17 protein-coding genes are annotated in these 16,302 nt (G+C 65.4%); 6 read left to right on the forward strand and 11 right to left on the reverse strand.

What is annotated here, in order from left to right; all coding sequences use genetic code 11:
* From VMJ11_RS27495 to VMJ11_RS27510, 4 genes are all read left to right on the forward strand, one after another.
* On the forward strand, nt 1–842 hold an 842-nt coding region (locus VMJ11_RS27495), incomplete at its 5' end, for an FAD-dependent monooxygenase (RefSeq protein WP_325623677.1).
* Between the two features lie 194 nt (nt 843–1,036).
* On the forward strand, nt 1,037–1,780 hold the full coding sequence (locus VMJ11_RS27500) for a DsbC family protein (RefSeq protein ID WP_325623679.1): 744 nt from the start codon (nt 1,037–1,039) through the stop codon (nt 1,778–1,780).
* 230 nt (nt 1,781–2,010) lie between these two features.
* A complete protein-coding gene (locus VMJ11_RS27505; RefSeq protein WP_325623681.1) occupies nt 2,011–3,801 on the forward strand; it encodes a PDZ domain-containing protein in 1,791 nt (596 codons plus the stop codon).
* A gap of 202 nt (nt 3,802–4,003) precedes the next feature.
* Nucleotides 4,004–4,600, forward strand: coding sequence for an FMN-dependent NADH-azoreductase (locus VMJ11_RS27510; protein ID WP_325623683.1), 597 nt, complete (start codon nt 4,004–4,006; stop codon nt 4,598–4,600).
* Nucleotides 4,601–4,735: 135 nt separating this feature from the next.
* On the opposite strand, the gene VMJ11_RS27515 is transcribed toward VMJ11_RS27510, so the two are convergent.
* The 8 genes from VMJ11_RS27515 to rpe all read right to left on the reverse strand — a co-directional run bounded on the left by VMJ11_RS27515 (nt 4,736) and on the right by rpe (nt 12,543).
* The gene (locus tag VMJ11_RS27515) at nt 4,736–5,698 is read right to left on the reverse strand and encodes a uracil-DNA glycosylase (protein WP_325623685.1); all 963 of its coding nucleotides are present in this window, start codon (nt 5,696–5,698) and stop codon (nt 4,736–4,738) included.
* Between the two features lie 314 nt (nt 5,699–6,012).
* On the reverse strand, nt 6,013–6,639 hold the full coding sequence (locus VMJ11_RS27520) for a CYTH domain-containing protein (RefSeq protein ID WP_325623687.1): 627 nt from the start codon (nt 6,637–6,639) through the stop codon (nt 6,013–6,015).
* 23 nt (nt 6,640–6,662) lie between these two features.
* Nucleotides 6,663–7,448: an indole-3-glycerol phosphate synthase TrpC gene (gene trpC, locus VMJ11_RS27525; protein ID WP_325623690.1), complete on the reverse strand. Its 786-nt coding sequence runs from the start codon at nt 7,446–7,448 to the stop codon at nt 6,663–6,665.
* A 59-nt stretch (nt 7,449–7,507) separates the two neighbouring features.
* Nucleotides 7,508–8,539, reverse strand: coding sequence for an anthranilate phosphoribosyltransferase (gene trpD / locus VMJ11_RS27530; protein WP_325623710.1), 1,032 nt, complete (start codon nt 8,537–8,539; stop codon nt 7,508–7,510).
* 16 nt (nt 8,540–8,555) lie between these two features.
* The gene (locus VMJ11_RS27535) at nt 8,556–9,149 is read right to left on the reverse strand and encodes an aminodeoxychorismate/anthranilate synthase component II (protein WP_325623692.1); all 594 of its coding nucleotides are present in this window, start codon (nt 9,147–9,149) and stop codon (nt 8,556–8,558) included.
* Between the two features lie 14 nt (nt 9,150–9,163).
* Nucleotides 9,164–10,657, reverse strand: a complete 1,494-nt coding sequence (trpE, locus tag VMJ11_RS27540) for an anthranilate synthase component I (protein ID WP_325623694.1) — start codon at nt 10,655–10,657, stop codon at nt 9,164–9,166.
* 489 nt (nt 10,658–11,146) lie between these two features.
* Nucleotides 11,147–11,857, reverse strand: a complete 711-nt coding sequence (locus VMJ11_RS27545) for a phosphoglycolate phosphatase (protein WP_325623696.1) — start codon at nt 11,855–11,857, stop codon at nt 11,147–11,149.
* Nucleotides 11,854–12,543 carry a ribulose-phosphate 3-epimerase gene (gene rpe, locus VMJ11_RS27550; RefSeq protein ID WP_325623698.1) on the reverse strand — a complete coding sequence of 230 codons (690 nt, stop codon included), beginning with the start codon at nt 12,541–12,543 and terminating at the stop codon, nt 11,854–11,856. The genes VMJ11_RS27545 and rpe overlap by 4 nt, the downstream gene beginning before the upstream one ends.
* 263 nt (nt 12,544–12,806) lie before the next feature.
* On the opposite strand from rpe, the gene apaG reads away from it, so the two are divergent.
* Nucleotides 12,807–13,181: a Co2+/Mg2+ efflux protein ApaG gene (gene apaG / locus VMJ11_RS27555; protein WP_325623700.1), complete on the forward strand. Its 375-nt coding sequence runs from the start codon at nt 12,807–12,809 to the stop codon at nt 13,179–13,181.
* A 24-nt stretch (nt 13,182–13,205) separates the two neighbouring features.
* Here the strand turns inward: apaG and VMJ11_RS27560 are convergent, their stop codons facing one another.
* Nucleotides 13,206–13,349: a hypothetical protein gene (locus VMJ11_RS27560; protein ID WP_325623702.1), complete on the reverse strand. Its 144-nt coding sequence runs from the start codon at nt 13,347–13,349 to the stop codon at nt 13,206–13,208.
* 130 nt (nt 13,350–13,479) lie between these two features.
* Between VMJ11_RS27560 and VMJ11_RS27565 the strand changes: the two genes are divergently transcribed.
* On the forward strand, nt 13,480–14,616 hold the full coding sequence (locus tag VMJ11_RS27565) for a murein transglycosylase A (protein WP_414694483.1): 1,137 nt from the start codon (nt 13,480–13,482) through the stop codon (nt 14,614–14,616).
* 93 nt (nt 14,617–14,709) lie between these two features.
* Here VMJ11_RS27565 and paaK read toward each other — a convergent pair whose 3' ends face one another.
* Both paaK and VMJ11_RS27575 read right to left on the reverse strand, forming a co-directional pair.
* Nucleotides 14,710–16,008, reverse strand: a complete 1,299-nt coding sequence (gene paaK, locus VMJ11_RS27570; protein ID WP_325623706.1) for a phenylacetate--CoA ligase PaaK — start codon at nt 16,006–16,008, stop codon at nt 14,710–14,712.
* A gap of 66 nt (nt 16,009–16,074) precedes the next feature.
* Nucleotides 16,075–16,302, reverse strand: a 228-nt coding sequence (locus VMJ11_RS27575) for a hotdog domain-containing protein (RefSeq protein ID WP_325623708.1), incomplete at its 5' end; no start/stop codon positions are given.

A 16,302-nucleotide genomic window follows, 5' to 3' on the forward strand; every position in this document is an offset into this window, starting at 1 on the left:
AGTCGTCGGTCGTCGAGCGCGCGCGCGACGCCGCGCTGCACTTCCAGCCCAATCTCACATGGATCGACACGCGCGCGCAATCGCTCGACGTGAATCCCGACGCGGCCGTCATCGGCCTCGCGAACGGGCGCACGATCGAGGCCGATCTCGCGATCGGCGCGGACGGCGCTCACTCGTGGGTGCGCGCGCAGATCGGCTCGAAAGTCGAGCGGCGCGATTACCGGCAAACGGGCGTGGTCGCCAATTTCCGCGCGCAAAAGCCGCACGGCGAGACGGCGTACCAGTGGTTCCGCGAGGGCGAGATCATCGCGTTGCTGCCGCTGCCCGAGCAGCACGTCTCGCTCGTCTGGTCGGCGCAGACGGAGCACGCCGACGCCTTGCTCAAGCTCGACCCGGAGCCACTCGCCGCCGAAGTCGAGCGCGTCTCGCAAAGCCAGCTTGGCGCGCTCGAATGCGTGACGCCCGCGCGCGGCTTTCCGCTTTCGCTGCAAACGGTCGACCGGCTCGTCGCGCCGCGCGTGGCCCTGATTGGGGACGCTGCGCATCTCATCCACCCGCTTGCCGGCCAGGGCGTGAACCTCGGCTTGCGCGACGTCGCCGCGCTCGTCGACGTGATCGCGCAGAAAGAGGCGTTTCGCGACCTGGGCGACATCGTGCTGCTGCGCCGCTACGAGCGCGCCCGCCGCGAGGACATCCAGAAGCTCGTCGTCGCGACCGACAGCCTGCAACGTCTGTTCTCGATTCCCGGCACGCTCGCGCGCGTGGTGCGCAACACGGGCATGGCATTCGTCGGCGCGCAGCCGCTCGTCAAGCGCTGGCTCGTGGCCTCGGCACTCGGCTAGCGGCGGCGGGGCGGCTGGGGCGGCTTCGTGCGGGCATTTTGTTGCCTGTTGCCCGGTGCAGCTTAGAATGGACGTATTCGCCCCTGCGGTGCCGGGTGAGGCAGCGCTCGCCGTGCACGCCACCGCCCCGGTCACCCAACGGAACTTTGCGCGCGCCGCCTTCGCGCGGCGCGCCCGAATCAGGAATGCACCCCATGCAAACGCGCAGACACTTCACCCCGCGCATTGCCGCGCTCGTCATCGCGGCGGTCACCTCGGCGCTCGGCTGCTCGGCCCAGGCCGACCAGACCACCGACAAGATCAAGTCGGCGCTGCAATCGCGCCTCGGCATCGACGCCAGCGACATCAAGGGCATCACCAAAGCGCCGATGCCGGGCCTCTACGAAATCAACCTCGGCACGCAGATCGTCTACAGCGACGCGAACGGCGACTACGTGCTCAATGGCGAGCTCATCGACACCAAGGCGCATCGCAATCTGACCGAGGCGCGCCTTGCCGAGCTCAACAAGGTCGACTTCGCGAGCCTGCCGTTCGCGAACGCGGTGAAGGTAGTGAAGGGCAACGGCAGCCGCAAGATGGCCGTGTTCTCCGACCCGAACTGCCCGTACTGCCATCAGCTCGAAACCACGCTCAAGTCCATCGACAACGTGACGGTCTACACCTTCCTGTACCCGGTTCTTTCGCCGGATTCGACCGAGAAGGCCAAGCAGATCTGGTGCTCGTCTGACCGCGCGAAGGCGTGGGAGTCATGGATGGTCGAGCGCAAGGCGCCCACGGCCGCCGGCACCTGCGATACGGCTGCGATCGACAGCAATCTCGCACTCGGCGCGAAGATGAGGGTGACGGGCACGCCCACCGTCATCCTCGCCGATGGCAGGCGGCTGCCGGGCGCGGTCAGCGCCGACCGGCTCGAAAGCGCCCTGAGCGCCGCACACTGAAGCAACGCCTGAATCCGCCGGCCGCTTTCGCGGCCGGTGCGTTTTTGGCCGATACCTTTTTTGTCAGCGGTCAGCCGCTTTTTTCGCCTGCCGCCAGACATCCGCTTTACACCAGCTGCCTTTGCGCGTCGCCCCTCTGCTGCGGCTCTTTGCACCGATTGGCGGTGCCCGCTGCGCATGCTGTAATCGCATTCCGCGTCCGCTGACCGAACCTCTCACCCGTCCCGCCGATGAAGCCGATCCGATACACCATCGTCCCGAAGAACCCCGCCGCGCATCTTTTCGAGGTGACGCTCACAGTCGCCGATCCTGCGCCGGAGGGTCAGCCCTTCATGCTGCCCGTGTGGATTCCGGGCAGCTACATGGTGCGCGAGTTCGCGCGCAACATCGTCACGCTGCGCGCCTTCAACGACGCGGGCCGCAAGGTGCGCGTGACGAAGACCGACAAGCATTCGTGGCATGCCGCGCCGGTGAAGGGCGCGCTCACGCTGCGCTATGAGGTCTATGCATGGGATCTCTCGGTGCGCGCCGCCCATCTGGACGACACCGTGGGCTTCTTCAACGGCACGAGCGTGTTTCTCGCCGCGCTCGGCCATGAGGAGGCACAACACGTGGTCGACATCCAGCGGCCCGACGGCCATGCGTTTCGTCACTGGCGCGTCGCGACGGCGCTCGCCGAGGCGCGCGGCACCAAGCGCTACGGCTTTGGCGAATACACGGCCGCGGGCTACGACGAACTGATCGACCATCCGGTCACGCTCGGCGAATTCACGCTCGCGACTTTCAAGGCGCACGGCGTGCCTCACGACATCGTGATTGCGGGCCGCGTGGTGGCGCTCGACAGCGAGCGTCTCGCTGCCGACCTGAAGAAGATCTGCGAGGCGCAAATCGCGCTCTTCGAGCCGCGCACGAAGCGCGCGCCCATGGAACGCTACGTGTTCATGACGCAGGCCGTGAGCGACGGTTACGGCGGCCTCGAGCATCGCGCTTCGACGGCGCTCGTCTGCAATCGCACGGACCTGCCGGTGAAGGGCAAGCCGGAGACGTCCGAAGGCTACCGCACGTATCTCGGCCTGTGCAGCCACGAGTATTTCCACACCTGGAACGTCAAACGCATCAAGCCCGCAGCGTTCGTGCCGTACGACCTCACGCGCGAGGACTACACCTCGCTCCTGTGGCTGTTCGAGGGCTTTACGTCCTATTACGACGACCTCATGCTCGTGCGCAGCGGCCTCATTTCCGCAGACGAATATTTCGGTCTGCTCGGCAAGACGATCGGCGGCGTGCAGCGCGGCGCCGGGCGTCTGAAGCAGAGCGTCTCGGAAAGCTCGTTTGATGCGTGGGTGAAGTACTACCGCCAGGACGAGAACGCGTCGAATGCGATCGTGAGCTACTACACGAAGGGCTCGCTCGTGGCGCTCGCATTCGATCTCGCCATTCGCGCCGAAACGAACGGCCGCAAATCACTCGACGACGTCATGCGCCTGCTGTGGCAGCGCTACGGGCGCGACTTCTATCGCGGCAAGCCGGTGGGCGTGGGCGAGGACGACGTCGAGGCGCTGATTGCCGAGGCGACGGGCGTGGAACTGGGCGCGCTATTCAGCGACGCCGTGCGCGGCACGCGTGACTTGCCGCTCGCGGCATTGTTCGAGCCGTTCGGCGTGACGCTCGAAGGCGAGCCCGAGCGGGGCGCGAGACCTGCGCTCGGCGCGCGCCTGCGCGGCGGCGCGGAGGCGACGCTCGCGGTCGTCTACGAAGGCGGCGCGGCGCAGAAGGCCGGGCTTTCGGCCGGCGACGCACTCATCGCGCTCGACGGCCTGCGCGTGACGGGCGGGAATCTCGACACACTGCTTGCGCGTTACCAGCCGGGCGCGAAGGTCGAAATTCACGCTTTCCGCCGTGACGAGTTGCGCGTCGCGCGTCTGACTCTCGATGCGCCCGACGTCACGCGCTACAAGCTCACCGCCGGCGACAAGCGCGCGGCCGTGCGCGCCCTGCGCGAGCGCTGGCTGGCGGCCTGAGCGCACTGCGCGCCTCGCACACGCTGCGCGGCGCGACGAAAGACGGCGCGGGTGATGTTCACCGCGCCGTTTTTCATGCCGGCGATTGTTCTATCACTGCAACAATCCGTCATCGGCGGACTACTTTTTCGCGGCGCGGTAAAAAAACACAATGCCTTCACTCGCGCAACGTTGCGCAACAGAGACCCCCGAAGGAGCCACCATGACCACGATCCTGCAAATCAATTCCGCCGCCCGCTCGCAAGGCGCCCAGTCGACGCTGCTCGTCAACGAATTGACGGCCAAGCTGCAACAATCGCATCCGGGTGCGAATGTTGTCACGCGCAACCTGCAAGCCGAGCCGCTGCCGCACCTCGACGACGCCATCCTCGGCGCGTTCTTCACGCCGGCAGAGCAGCGCACGCCGGAGCAGCAGGCGACCTCCGCGCGCAGCGAAGCGCTGATCGCGGAACTGCAGGCCGCGGACATCGTCGTGATCGGTGCGCCGCTCTACAACTTCGGCATCTCGTCGCAGCTCAAGACCTACTTCGACTGGATCGCGCGCGCCGGCATCACGTTCCGCTACACCGCGAACGGTCCGGAAGGCCTCGTGACGGGCAAGAAGGTGTTCGTGGTTTCGGCGCGCGGCGGCAAGTATCAAGGCACCCCGCACGACAGCCAGACGCCGTACCTGAAGTCGTTCCTCGGGTTCCTCGGCATGACCGACGTGACCTTCATCTACGCCGAAGGCCTGGCCATGGGCCCGGACGCGGCAAGCGCAGCGCTCGCGAGCGCACGCGAGGCGATCGCCGCGGCGTAAGGCTGCGATTGGCTGCACTCGGCCGCGATCGGCGGCTATAGAAAGGCAAAACGCCACGAAAGCAATTTCGTGGCGTTTTTTATTGCAGATTACCTTGCGACTTGCGCTTCGCGCGGCGACGCCATGCGGCGGCGCTCAGGCGAGTACGACAGCTTCCTGCGGCAAGCGCCAGTCGATCGGCTGCCGGCCGTGCGCTTTCAGATAATCGTTGGCCTGCGCGAAATGGCCGCAGCCGAGAAAGCCGCGATGCGCCGAAAGCGGTGACGGGTGTGGCGCTTCGAGCACGCAGTGCTCGCCGCTGCCCAGCAGCCCGCGCTTGTTTTGAGCGTGAGCGCCCCAGAGCATGAAGACGAGATGCTCGTGGCGCGTGGCGAGTTCGTGGATCAGCGTGTCGGTGCAGCGTTCCCAGCCGCGCTTCGCGTGGCTGGCCGCATTTGCGCGCTCGACGGTCAGTACCGTGTTCAGGAGCAGCACGCCCTGGCGCGCCCACGCGTCGAGGCAGCCATGCGACGGCGCTTCGATACCGAGGCTCGCCGCGATTTCCTTGAAGATGTTGCGCAGTGACGGCGGCGGACGCACCGCGGGCGGCACGGAGAAGGCCAGGCCGTGTGCCTGCGGCGTGCCGCGGTCCTCGCCGTGGTACGGATCCTGGCCGAGGATCACGACCTTCACTTCGTCGGGCGAGGTGAGACGCAGTGCCCGGAATACATCGGCGGGGTAGACGGTCTTGCCGGCGGCGCGCTCGTTGTCGACGAAGCGGCACAGCGGTGCGTAGTCAGCGCTTGCGATGAAGGGCGCGAGCAGCTCGCGCCACGCATCAGGCAGCGCGTCGAACTGGTCTTCGAGGCGAACGGTTTGGGGCGCGAGCGCGGGAGCAGCGGATTCGTTGGACATGGCTTGTGCGGACATCTCGACGGGCGGGCGGACGGGCGCTGGGAATTCGTCGTTGTCGAAGAGCGAAAAAATCGTGATCTGACGCGGATCGACTTCGGGCACAGGCGGTTCGTCGAGCGTGGCTTGCGCGGTGTCGGGCAGCTCGTCGTCGAAGAGCGAGGCTTGCACCGGCATCGCGGCACGCGTGCGTTTCGTGGAGGTCATGGGCGGCAAGTGTCGCAGCAATCGCGCCGCGATTCAATCCGGCGCGGGCGCGTAAGTGCGGGTGTTTGTGGCATCGGCGCTGTTCGTGCATGTTCGTGCAACTAACAGCGCCGTTTGGGTGCGCGATCTCGCGCGGATGGGTTAGGGCGCGTGTTCGTTTCGGTGCTCGCACTGCGTCCTTGCGGGTGCGTTATTCGTGCCCGCACCACGTCCATGCGCGTGCGTCCGTATCGGCCCCGCGTCCAGGCGCGTGTCCGTTCCGCATCCGTAACGTACCCATGCGCGCGACGCGCAAGCGCCGCGTCGCGCTGCGCTCAGCCTTCGCGCAGCTTATATCCGCGCTGGGCCTTGCTGATGTCGTCGGGGGCGAGGCCCGGCAGTGCCTTCGCGAGTTCCGCTGCGAGTGTGTGCAAGGCGGCATCGTCGCCGCGCTTGAGTTCAAGCTCGATTTCGCAGATCGGCGCGCTGCGCGCTTCACCGTTCACCTCTGCGGTGATCTCGCCCTGATCGACCGCCGCTTCCACCTGGGCGCCATCGACTTCGAGCGTCCAGAGCGTGCGTGTGAAGTCGGTGCGAAAGAGCGCGATCAAATTCGTGGCCGCGTCCGAGAGTGCCGTGGCAACGCCCGATTCATCACACTCGTGCAGCAGCGTTTCGATTTCCAGCGCCTCGCCTGCCACCGGCATTTCCCATTCGTGCCGGGCGTGCAACCCGTTTTGCGCCACGCCCACGGTCTTGAACGTCTGCAGCCAGCCATCGGGCGTGCGGCGCAGGCGCAGCGCGCTCTTTGCGCGCGCGAGCGTGAGCGCCGGCGTGTCGAAGTAGATGTTCTCCAGACGCAGCGCGCGGCCCGGCGCGCCGGCGCGCGTCCCGATGAGACGCAGCGCCGCATCCACTTGGCCGCTCGGCAGCGCGAGCTTGATTTCGCGTTCGATACCCATCGTCGCTTTTTACCTACATGCAATCAGAAGAACATGCGCGCGAGTTCCACGCCCGGCTGTTCCGCGCGCATGAACGCCTCACCAACGAGGAACGTATGCACCGAAAGCGCGCGCATCTTCTCGACGTCCGCGCGCGAGAGAATGCCCGACTCGGTCACGACGATGCGGTCTTCGGGCACGTCGTCGAGCATGTCGATGGTCGTTTGCAGCGTGGTTTCGAAGGTGCGCAGATTGCGATTATTGATGCCGATGAGCGGCGTCTTCAGCGTGAGCGCGTGCTTGAGCTCTTCGCGGTCGTGCACTTCGACGAGCACCGCGAGACCGAGCGAATGCGCAAGCGCTTCGAGATCGCGCATCTGGCCCGGTTCGAGCGCGGCGGCGATCAGCAGGATCGCGTCGGCGCCCATCGCGCGCGCTTCGACGATCTGGTACGGATCGACGATGAAGTCCTTGCGCAGCACCGGCAAGTTGCACGCGGCGCGCGCCGCTTCGAGATACGCGACGCTGCCCTGGAAGAATTGCACATCGGTGAGCACGGAGAGGCAGGCCGCGCCGTGCTCAGCGTACGAGCGCGCAATTTCGGCGGGCTGGAAGTTCTCGCGTAGCACGCCTTTCGAGGGGCTCGCCTTCTTCACTTCGGCGATCACGGCTGCCTGGCCGTTTGCGTGCTTCGCGCGCAGTGCGCCGACGAAATCGCGCAGGTCACGCGCGCTCGCTTCGAGGCGCAGTTCTTCGAGCGGGGCGCTCTGCTCCGCGGCGCGCACTTCTTCGCGCTTCACGGCAATGATCTTTTCGAGGATGTCGCTCATGGGTATCTGCAAAAATCGGGGCAAAAATCAGGCTTAAAACGGTGCTGGATCGGCATCGATCAGCGCTTGAGCTGTTGCGTGAAGCGTACCAGTTCATCGACTTTGGCGCGCGCGCGGCCGCTCGCGATGGTCTCGCGCGCAAGCGCGATGCCATCGGCGATCGAGTTCGCGACGTTCGCCGAATAGAGCGCCGTGCCCGCGTTCAGCGCCACGATCTCGCGCGCCACGCCCGCCTCGTTCGAGAGCGCGCCGAGCAGCATCGCCTTCGATTCGTCGGCGTTTTCGACCTTGAGCGTGCGGTTCGAGACCATCTGCATGCCGAAGTCTTCGGGGTGGATCTCGTACTCGCGAATTTCGCCGTCCTTCAGTTCGCCCACGAGCGTGGCCGCACCGAGCGAGACTTCGTCCATGCCGTCCTTGCCGTACACCACGCACACGTGCTTTGCGCCGAGGCGCTGCATCACTCGCACCTGAATGCCGACGAGGTCTGCATGGAACACGCCCATCAACTGGTTGGGCGCACCGGCCGGATTCGTGAGCGGCCCGAGGATGTTGAAGATCGTGCGCACGCCGAGTTCGCGGCGCACCGCGGCGATGTTCTTCATCGCCGGATGGTGATTGGGCGCGAACATGAAGCCCATGCCCGTTTCGGCGATCGACGCGGCCACCTGGTCCGGCTGCAGGTCGATGTTCACGCCGAGCGCTTCGAGCACATCGGCGCTGCCCGACTTGCTCGACACGCCGCGGTTGCCGTGCTTTGCGACCTTCGCGCCCGCGCCGGCGACGACGAACATCGAAGCCGTGGAAATATTGAAGGTGTGCGAACCATCGCCGCCGGTGCCGACGATGTCGATGAAGTTCGAGTTGTCTTTCACCTCAACGTGATTCGCGAATTCGCGCATCACGGTCGCGGCGGCGGTGATCTCGCCGATGGTTTCCTTCTTCACGCGCAGGCCGGTGATGATGGCGGCCGAGAGCACGGGCGAAAGCTCCCCGCGCATGATCAGGCGCATGAGGTGGAGCATCTCGTCGTGAAAGATCTCGCGGTGTTCGATCGTGCGTTGCAGCGCTTCTTGCGGGGTAATCATGATGTCGCCTCCGTTCTTTTTACGCGCCGCGCGACGTGGTGGCCGCCTTCGTCTGCTTCAGGAAATTCTCGAAGAGCGCGTGGCCGTGCTCCGAGAGAATCGATTCCGGATGGAACTGCACGCCTTCCACCGCGAGTTCGCGATGACGCACGCCCATGATTTCCCCGTCTTCGGTCCACGCCGAAACTTCGAGGCAGTCGGGCAGCGACTCGCGCTCGATGGCGAGCGAGTGATAGCGCGTGACGTTGAAGTGCTTCGGCAGATCGGCGAACACGCCTTTGCAGTCGGTTTCGATCTGGCTCACCTTGCCGTGCATGATGGTTTTCGCGCGCACCACGCGGCCGCCGAACGCCTCGCCGATGGCCTGATGGCCGAGACACACGCCGAGAATCGGAATCTGGCCGGAAAATTCACGCAGCACCGCGAGCGTGATGCCCGCGTGCTGCGGGTTGCTCGGTCCCGGCGAGAGGCAGATGCGCTCGGGGTTGAGCTTGCGGATCTCGTCGATGGTGATTTCGTCGTTGCGATACGTGTGGACGTCTTCGCCGAGCTCGCCGAAGTACTGGACGATGTTGTAGGTAAACGAATCGTAGTTGTCGATCATGAGCAACATGGTCTTGTCTCCGCTCAGAAGTCGCTGTCGAGGCCGTCCTGCACCTGCTCGGCGGCGCGCAGCACGGCGCGCGCCTTGTTCTCGGTTTCCTGCCATTCGGACTCGGGCACCGAATCCGCGACGACACCCGCCGCGGCCTGCACGTACAGATTGCCGTTGTGGATGAGGCCGGTGCGGATCGCGATCGCGAGGTCCATCTCGCCGTTGAACGAGAGATAACCGACCGCGCCGCCATAGAGGCCGCGCTTCACGGGTTCGAGCTCGTCGATGAGCTCCATCGCGCGCACCTTCGGCGCCCCCGAGAGCGTGCCGGCCGGGAACGTGGCGCGCAGCACGTCGAAGTTGTTCATGCCGGGCTTGAGCTTGCCTTCCACCGAGCTCACGATGTGCTGCACGTGCGAGTACTTCTCGATCACCATCTTGTCGGTCACGGACACCGAGCCGATCTCGGCGATGCGGCCCACGTCGTTGCGCGCGAGGTCGATCAGCATGACGTGCTCGGCGATCTCCTTCGGATCGTTGAGCAGTTCGGTCGCGAGTTCGGCGTCGCGTTCGGGCGTATTGCCGCGCGGGCGCGTACCCGCGAGCGGGCGGATCGTCACGATGCGGTCCTCGCCGCGCTTTTCCTGGCGCACCAGAATCTCAGGCGACGCGCCCACCACGTGGAATTCGCCGAAGTTGTAGTAGTACATGTACGGCGACGGGTTCAGCGAGCGCAGCGCGCGGTACAGCGAAAGCGGATTGTCGCGATACGGCTTGATGAGGCGCTGGCCGACCTGCACCTGCATCAGCTCGCCCGCGGCGATGTATTCCTTCGCCTTGCGCACGGCCGCGAGGTAGTCGTCCTTCTTGAACTCGCGGAACGTCTCGGTGCGCACGCTCGCCGAGGTGACGGGCGGCTGCACCGTCGTGCGCAGGCGTTGCTTCAATTCACGCAGGCGGTGTTTGGCCTTCGTGTAGGCCTCGGGCGTTTGCGGATCGGCGTAGACGATCAGGTAGAGCTTGCCGGCGAGATTGTCGATCACGGCGACTTCCTCGGTCAGCAGCAGCTGGATGTCGGGCAGACCGAGGTCGTCGGGCGGGCAGGTGTCGGCGAGCTTCTTCTCGATGTAGCGCACGGCGTCGTAGCCGAAGTAGCCTGCGAGACCGCCGCAAAAGCGCGGCAGGCCCGGGCGCTGCGCGACCTTGAAGCGCGCCTGGTACTGCGCGATGAATTCGAGCGGGTCGCCGTCATGCGTCTCGATCACCTGGCCGTCGCGCACGACTTCCGATACGCCATTGCGCGTGCGCAGCAGCGAACGCGCGGGCAAGCCGATGAACGAGTAGCGCCCAAACCGTTCGCCGCCGACGACGGATTCGAGCAGGAACGAGTTGGCCCCGCCGCGCTCGGGCTGCGCGAGCTTAAGGTACAGCGAGAGCGGCGTTTCGAGATCGGCGAGCGCCTCGGCGATCAGCGGGATGCGGTTGTAGCCCTCGTTGGCGAGGGACTGGAATTCGAGTTCGGTCATGTTCCGATCCTGTTCGTGCTGCCGGTCGCGGCGTCGGGTGCGGGCCCAGTGCGGCTCAAAAAAGGGCGCGCGATGAGCGCGATGGCTTCTGTTTTGAGTGCTTGATGGCCGCTGGCGCTCGCTCGTGCGGCCCGAAATCGCGCAAGTGCCGAAGCGCTTGCCGGGCCGTCGTGCGGTGGATCGACGGAAGGTGAGGCGTAGCTGCTCGCGCCCCGCATGCATCGCCGGAAACGACGAAACACAGCAAGGGAGCACGAAAGCCAACGGCCAGACGAACCGACGGGTTACCGCAACAGTTTAGTGTCGAGACACGCGCGAGTGCGCAGCGAAGTAAAAAACGGGGCTGAAGAAGGGCTTGCGCGCGACTTCAGCGAACCTCGGGAGAGGTTAGCGCGACCAGCGACGCCAGGGCCAGGCTCCCCGGTCGATGCTGCTCAGACTCCGTTTTTTATTCAGAAACATGAGGAAAGTTGACGTTCAGTTGAGAACTTAAGTCAGATCATTGTGTGCTACGAGCGCCTTGGCGGCGTCGAGTAGCGTGGCAACTATACCATCCGACTGAATTTTTTGTACAGGCTGGCCGTGGTTGTAGCCGTAGGGCACGGTCAGCGTGGCCATGCCCGCCGCGCGGCCCGCGATCGCGTCGTTCTCCGAATCGCCGATCGCCACCGTTGCCTCGGGCTTCACGCCCAGGCGCTCGCACGCGGTGAGCATCGGCAGCGGATCGGGCTTTTTCTTCGGCAGGCTGTCGCCGCCGATCACGACTTCGAAGTAGTGTGCGAGACCGTATTGCTGCAGCAGCTCCACGGCGAAGCGGTACGGCTTGTTGGTCACGCACGCGAGCTTGATGCCTGCGCCGCGCATCGCTGCAAGACCCGCTTCCACTTCCGGATAAAGATGCGTGTGACGGCCGTTGATCTTCGCGTACTCGTCCTGGTAGAGCGCCAGCGCCTCGTCGAAGCGCGACTGGGCGTCATCGGCGGCAAAGCGCGGCGCGAGCACGCTGCGGATCAGGTGCTCGGAGCCCTTGCCGACATAGTCCATGACTTCTTCGCGCGTGGTTTCCTCGGCGTCGAGCTGCGCGAGCATGCCGTTCAGGCCGGCGGCGAAGTCGTCGGCGGTGTCGACCATCGTGCCGTCGAGGTCGATCAGCGCCGCTTCGATGCGCGGCGCGTTGAGCTTGAGCGCTGTGGTGCTCATCGTGCGTTGGCCACCGTCGCGAGCTGCGCGCGCATCTCGTCGATCACGGCCTTGTAGTCTGGCTTGCCGAAGATCGCCGAGCCGGCCACGAAGGTGTCCGCACCGGCCGCCGCGATCTCGGCGATGTTGTCGACCTTCACGCCGCCGTCCACTTCCAGATGGATTTCGCGCCCCGTGCGCGCGGTATAGGCGTCGATCTTCGCGCGCGCCTCGCGCAGCTTGTTGAGCGCCTCGGGAATGAACGACTGGCCGCCGAAGCCCGGATTCACCGACATGATGAGGACGAGGTCGAGCTTGTCCATCACGTGGTCGAGGTAGTTGAGCGGCGTGGCCGGGTTGAACACGAGGCCAGCCTTGCAGCCGTGGTCGCGGATCAGCGAGAGCGTGCGGTCGATGTGGTCCGAGCCCTCCGGGTGGAAGCTGATGAGGTTCGCGCCGGCCTTGGCGAAGTCGGGCACGATGCGGTCGACCGGGCGCACCATCAGATGCACGTCGATGGGCACGTTCACGTGCGGGCGGATCGCCTCGCACACCAGCGGCCCGATGGTGAGGTTCGGCACGTAATGGTTGTCCATCACGTCGAAGTGGATCCAGTCGGCGCCGGCCGCGACTACGTTGCGGACTTCCTCGCCAAGACGCGAAAAGTCGGCGGAGAGAATGCTGGGGGCGATGCGGAATTGCGTCATGGCGGCAATCGGAAAGCTGTCGGAAAAACCGTATTTTACCGTTACTGGGGCGGGGCGCCGGACGCGCGGCGCGTGCAGCACACGCGCTGGCCGTTCGGCCAGTTGTGGCAGGCGCCGCGGGCCGTGCCGGGTTGCGGGTGCCCGTCGCATCAAGCAGAATGCCAATCCATGTGCCGCGCATTGCGGCGTATTCGCGGGCGCCTTGCTGTGCGGGCGTTTCAGTAATCCGACTCAGCTGCCGTTCCCGGGCGATTGGAACAAGGATGAACCAGTACGAATTCAGCGTGACGTCGCAGGTGCGCTACCTGGCCGAAGAATCGGACCCGGAGCGCCGGCAATATGCCTTCGCGTATACACTGACCATCCGCAATACCGGCCAGGTGAGTGCGCAGCTGATCGCGCGCCACTGGGTCATCACCGACAGCGAAAATCACGTGCAGGAAGTGAAGGGGCTCGGCGTGGTCGGCCACCAGCCGCTTCTGAAGCCCGGCGAGCAGTTCGAGTACACGAGCTGGGCCGTGATCGCGACGCCCGTGGGCACCATGCGGGGCGAATACTTCTGCGTGGCGGAAGACGCCGAGCGCTTCGAGGCCCCCGTTCCCGAATTCGTGCTGCGTATGCCGCGCACGTTGCATTGAACCGTCGCGCGAATTTGGGGTCTGCTAGTCCTGACGCCGATCGTCGTGCGGGGCTCGCTTCTTCCTGCCCGACGCGGTCCACACAACGATGAAAACCAGCAGGAACAGCGCAAGGAGCGCTTCCAGACCAAATATGAGCATCGGGTATTCGTCGAGCAGATCTGACATGGCGGCATCCATCGAGAGCCAACATTGTATGCATGAATCTGGCCTCGATTCTGGCCTGGATTGCGGGCGTGATCCCGCGGTAATTCCGCAATTTACAGATTCGCGATATCGGGCTCGGGTGAGACGCCGTATCTCAGGCTCGACGCTTCGGCGCGCCAGCGGCTGGCTGGGTGGCTGGCTCGGCGCCGTTTCGCTGGCGGCCTTGCTTGCCGCGTGCGGCGGTCCCGGCTATGTGCGCAATGCGCCGCCCAAGGGCGCGCCCGCGCTGCCCTCGCAGCTCGCGGCGCAGCGCCTCACGCCCGTCGCGTGGCAGCAGGTACCTGGCTGGCAAGAGGACTCGCTGATCGGTGTGACGTCAGCGCTGCGTGCGAACTGCACGCGCCTCGCGCGCGATCCGCGCTGGCAGCGCGCCTGCGCGGCCGCATCGCAGCTCGACGATCTCGATGCCTCCAGCGCGCGCGCATTCTTCGAAACGTATTTCACGCCCTATCAGTTCGCCAACAACGACGGCACGCTCGACGGTCTCGTGACGGGCTACTACGAACCGCTGCTGCATGGTTCGCGCACGCGTCACGGCATCTACCAGACCGCGCTCTATCGCTGGCCCGCCGGCTATCGCGCTGGCGCGGCTTTGCCGCCGCGCGCGCAACTCGAGCGCGCGGGCGTCCTCAACGGCAACGAGCTCGTCTGGGTCGACGACCCGATCGAGGCGTTCTTTCTGCAGGTGCAGGGCTCGGGGCGTGTCGTGATGGAAGACGGCAGCGTCATGCGCGTGGGCTTTGGCGGCACCAACAACCAGCCATACCGGTCGATCGGCCGTTGGCTCCTCGATCACGGCGAGATTACGCCGGCTCAGGCGACCATGCAGGGCATCAAGGCATGGGCGCGCGCAAACCCGACACGCGTGGATGCGCTGCTCGACACCAATCCGCGCTTCGTGTTCTTCCGGGAGATGGCGGCGTCCGAAGGCGACGCGCAGGGCGGGGCCGATGGCCCGATCGGCGCGCTCGGCGTGCCGCTCACACCGGAGCGTTCGATTGCCGTCGATCCATCGTCGATCCCGCTCGGCACGCCGGTATTTCTCCAGACCACCCGGCCGCTCACGAATACGCCGCTCAATCGGCTCGTGTTTGCGCAAGACACGGGCACGGCGATCAAGGGCAGCGTGCGCGCCGACTACTTCTGGGGCCTGGGCGACGACGCCGGCGATCTGGCCGGGAAGATGAAACAGGGCGGCCGTATGTGGCTGCTGTTCCCGAATTCGTGATCCTGCGTGTTGCACGTGTTACCGCCCACGTGAAGCGAAAAGAGCCGGCACATGCCGGCTCTTTGCTTGAGCACGAGGTGAGTGGCCCCGCGATTATTTCGGCCGCTTGTCGATCACGCGTTTGGCCTTGCCCACCGACCGCTCGATGCCGTTCACGTCCAGTACGTTCACCTTGCAAGTCACGCCAATCAGCGCCTTGATGTCGTAGGCGAGCGCCTTGCTCGCCGCGTCGAGCGCGCCGTAGTCGGGCGCGGTTTCGGGGCAGGGCTCGCAGTTGAGCGTCATGACATCCAGCGGACCTTCCTTCGTCAGGATGATCTGGTAGTGCGGCGCGAGCGCCGGCTGCTTGAGCAGCAGTTCCTCGATCTGCGTGGGGAAGACGTTCACGCCGCGGATGATCAGCATGTCGTCCGAGCGGCCCGTGATCTTCTCCATGCGACGCATGGTGCGTGCGGTGCCTGGCAAGAGGCGCGTGAGGTCGCGCGTGCGGTAGCGGACGATCGGCAGCGCTTCCTTCGTGAGCGAGGTGAAGACGAGTTCGCCGAATTCGCCGTCGGGCAGGACTTCGCCCGTTTCCGGGTTGATGATCTCGGGGTAGAAGTGGTCTTCCCAGATCGTCGGGCCGTCCTTCGTCTCCGCGCACTCCGAGGCCACGCCCGGGCCCATCACTTCGGAGAGGCCGTAGATGTCGACGGCCGTGATACCCATGCGCTGCTCGATGGCCGCGCGCATGTCATTGGTCCACGGCTCCGCACCGAAGATGCCGATGCGCAGCGAGCAGGTTGCCGGATCGATACCCTGGCGCTCCATTTCGTCGGCGATCGCGAGCATGTAGCTTGGCGTGACCATGATGATGTCGGGACGGAAGTCCTGGATCAGCTGGACCTGCTTCTCGGTCTGGCCGCCGCCGAACGGAATCACCGTGAGGCCCGCGCGCTCCGCGCCGTAATGCGCACCGAGGCCACCCGTGAAGAGCCCATAGCCGTAGCTCACGTGAACCTTGTCGCCGCGGCGCGCGCCCGATGCGCGCACCGAACGCGCGACGAGATTGGCCCAAGTGTCGATGTCGCGCGCCGTGTAGCCGACAACGGTCGGCTTGCCGGTCGTGCCCGACGATGCATGAATACGCGAAATCTGCTCCTGCGGCACCGCGAACATGCCGAACGGATAGTTGTCGCGCAGGTCCTTCTTCGTGGTGAACGGGAAGCGCGCGAGATCGGCAAGCGACTGCACCTGCGAAGGGTGCACGCCCGCCTCGTCGAACTTGCGGCGGTAGACCGGCGAGTTTTCGTAGGCGTGGGTCAGCGACCATTTCAGGCGCTCGAGTTGCAGCGCCGCAAGCTCGTCGCGACTCGCGGTTTCGATGGGTTCGAGCGGCAGCGTGGTAGTCATGGGTGTCTCCTGGACCTTAAGAACTGTATTCGTGAAGGGTAGGGAATCGAGCAGGGGAAACCCGGTTCACGATGCGACTGGAATGACATTGCCGCGAATCTGCGCGGACTTGCCTCGGAAAAGCGCGACGGTTTCGCCAGCCCGGTTCGTCACACGGATGTCGTAGACACCGTTGCGTCCCGATAGCACCTGTTCGACCGCTTCGGCGGTCAACACCTCGTCGCGCAGGACCGGGCGCAGGAACTCGATCGAACAGCCGGCCGCAACGGTGTTGATGTTGTACGAGTTGCACGC

The organism is Paraburkholderia sp. (assembly GCF_035501035.1).
Lineage (GTDB): Bacteria > Pseudomonadota > Gammaproteobacteria > Burkholderiales > Burkholderiaceae > Paraburkholderia.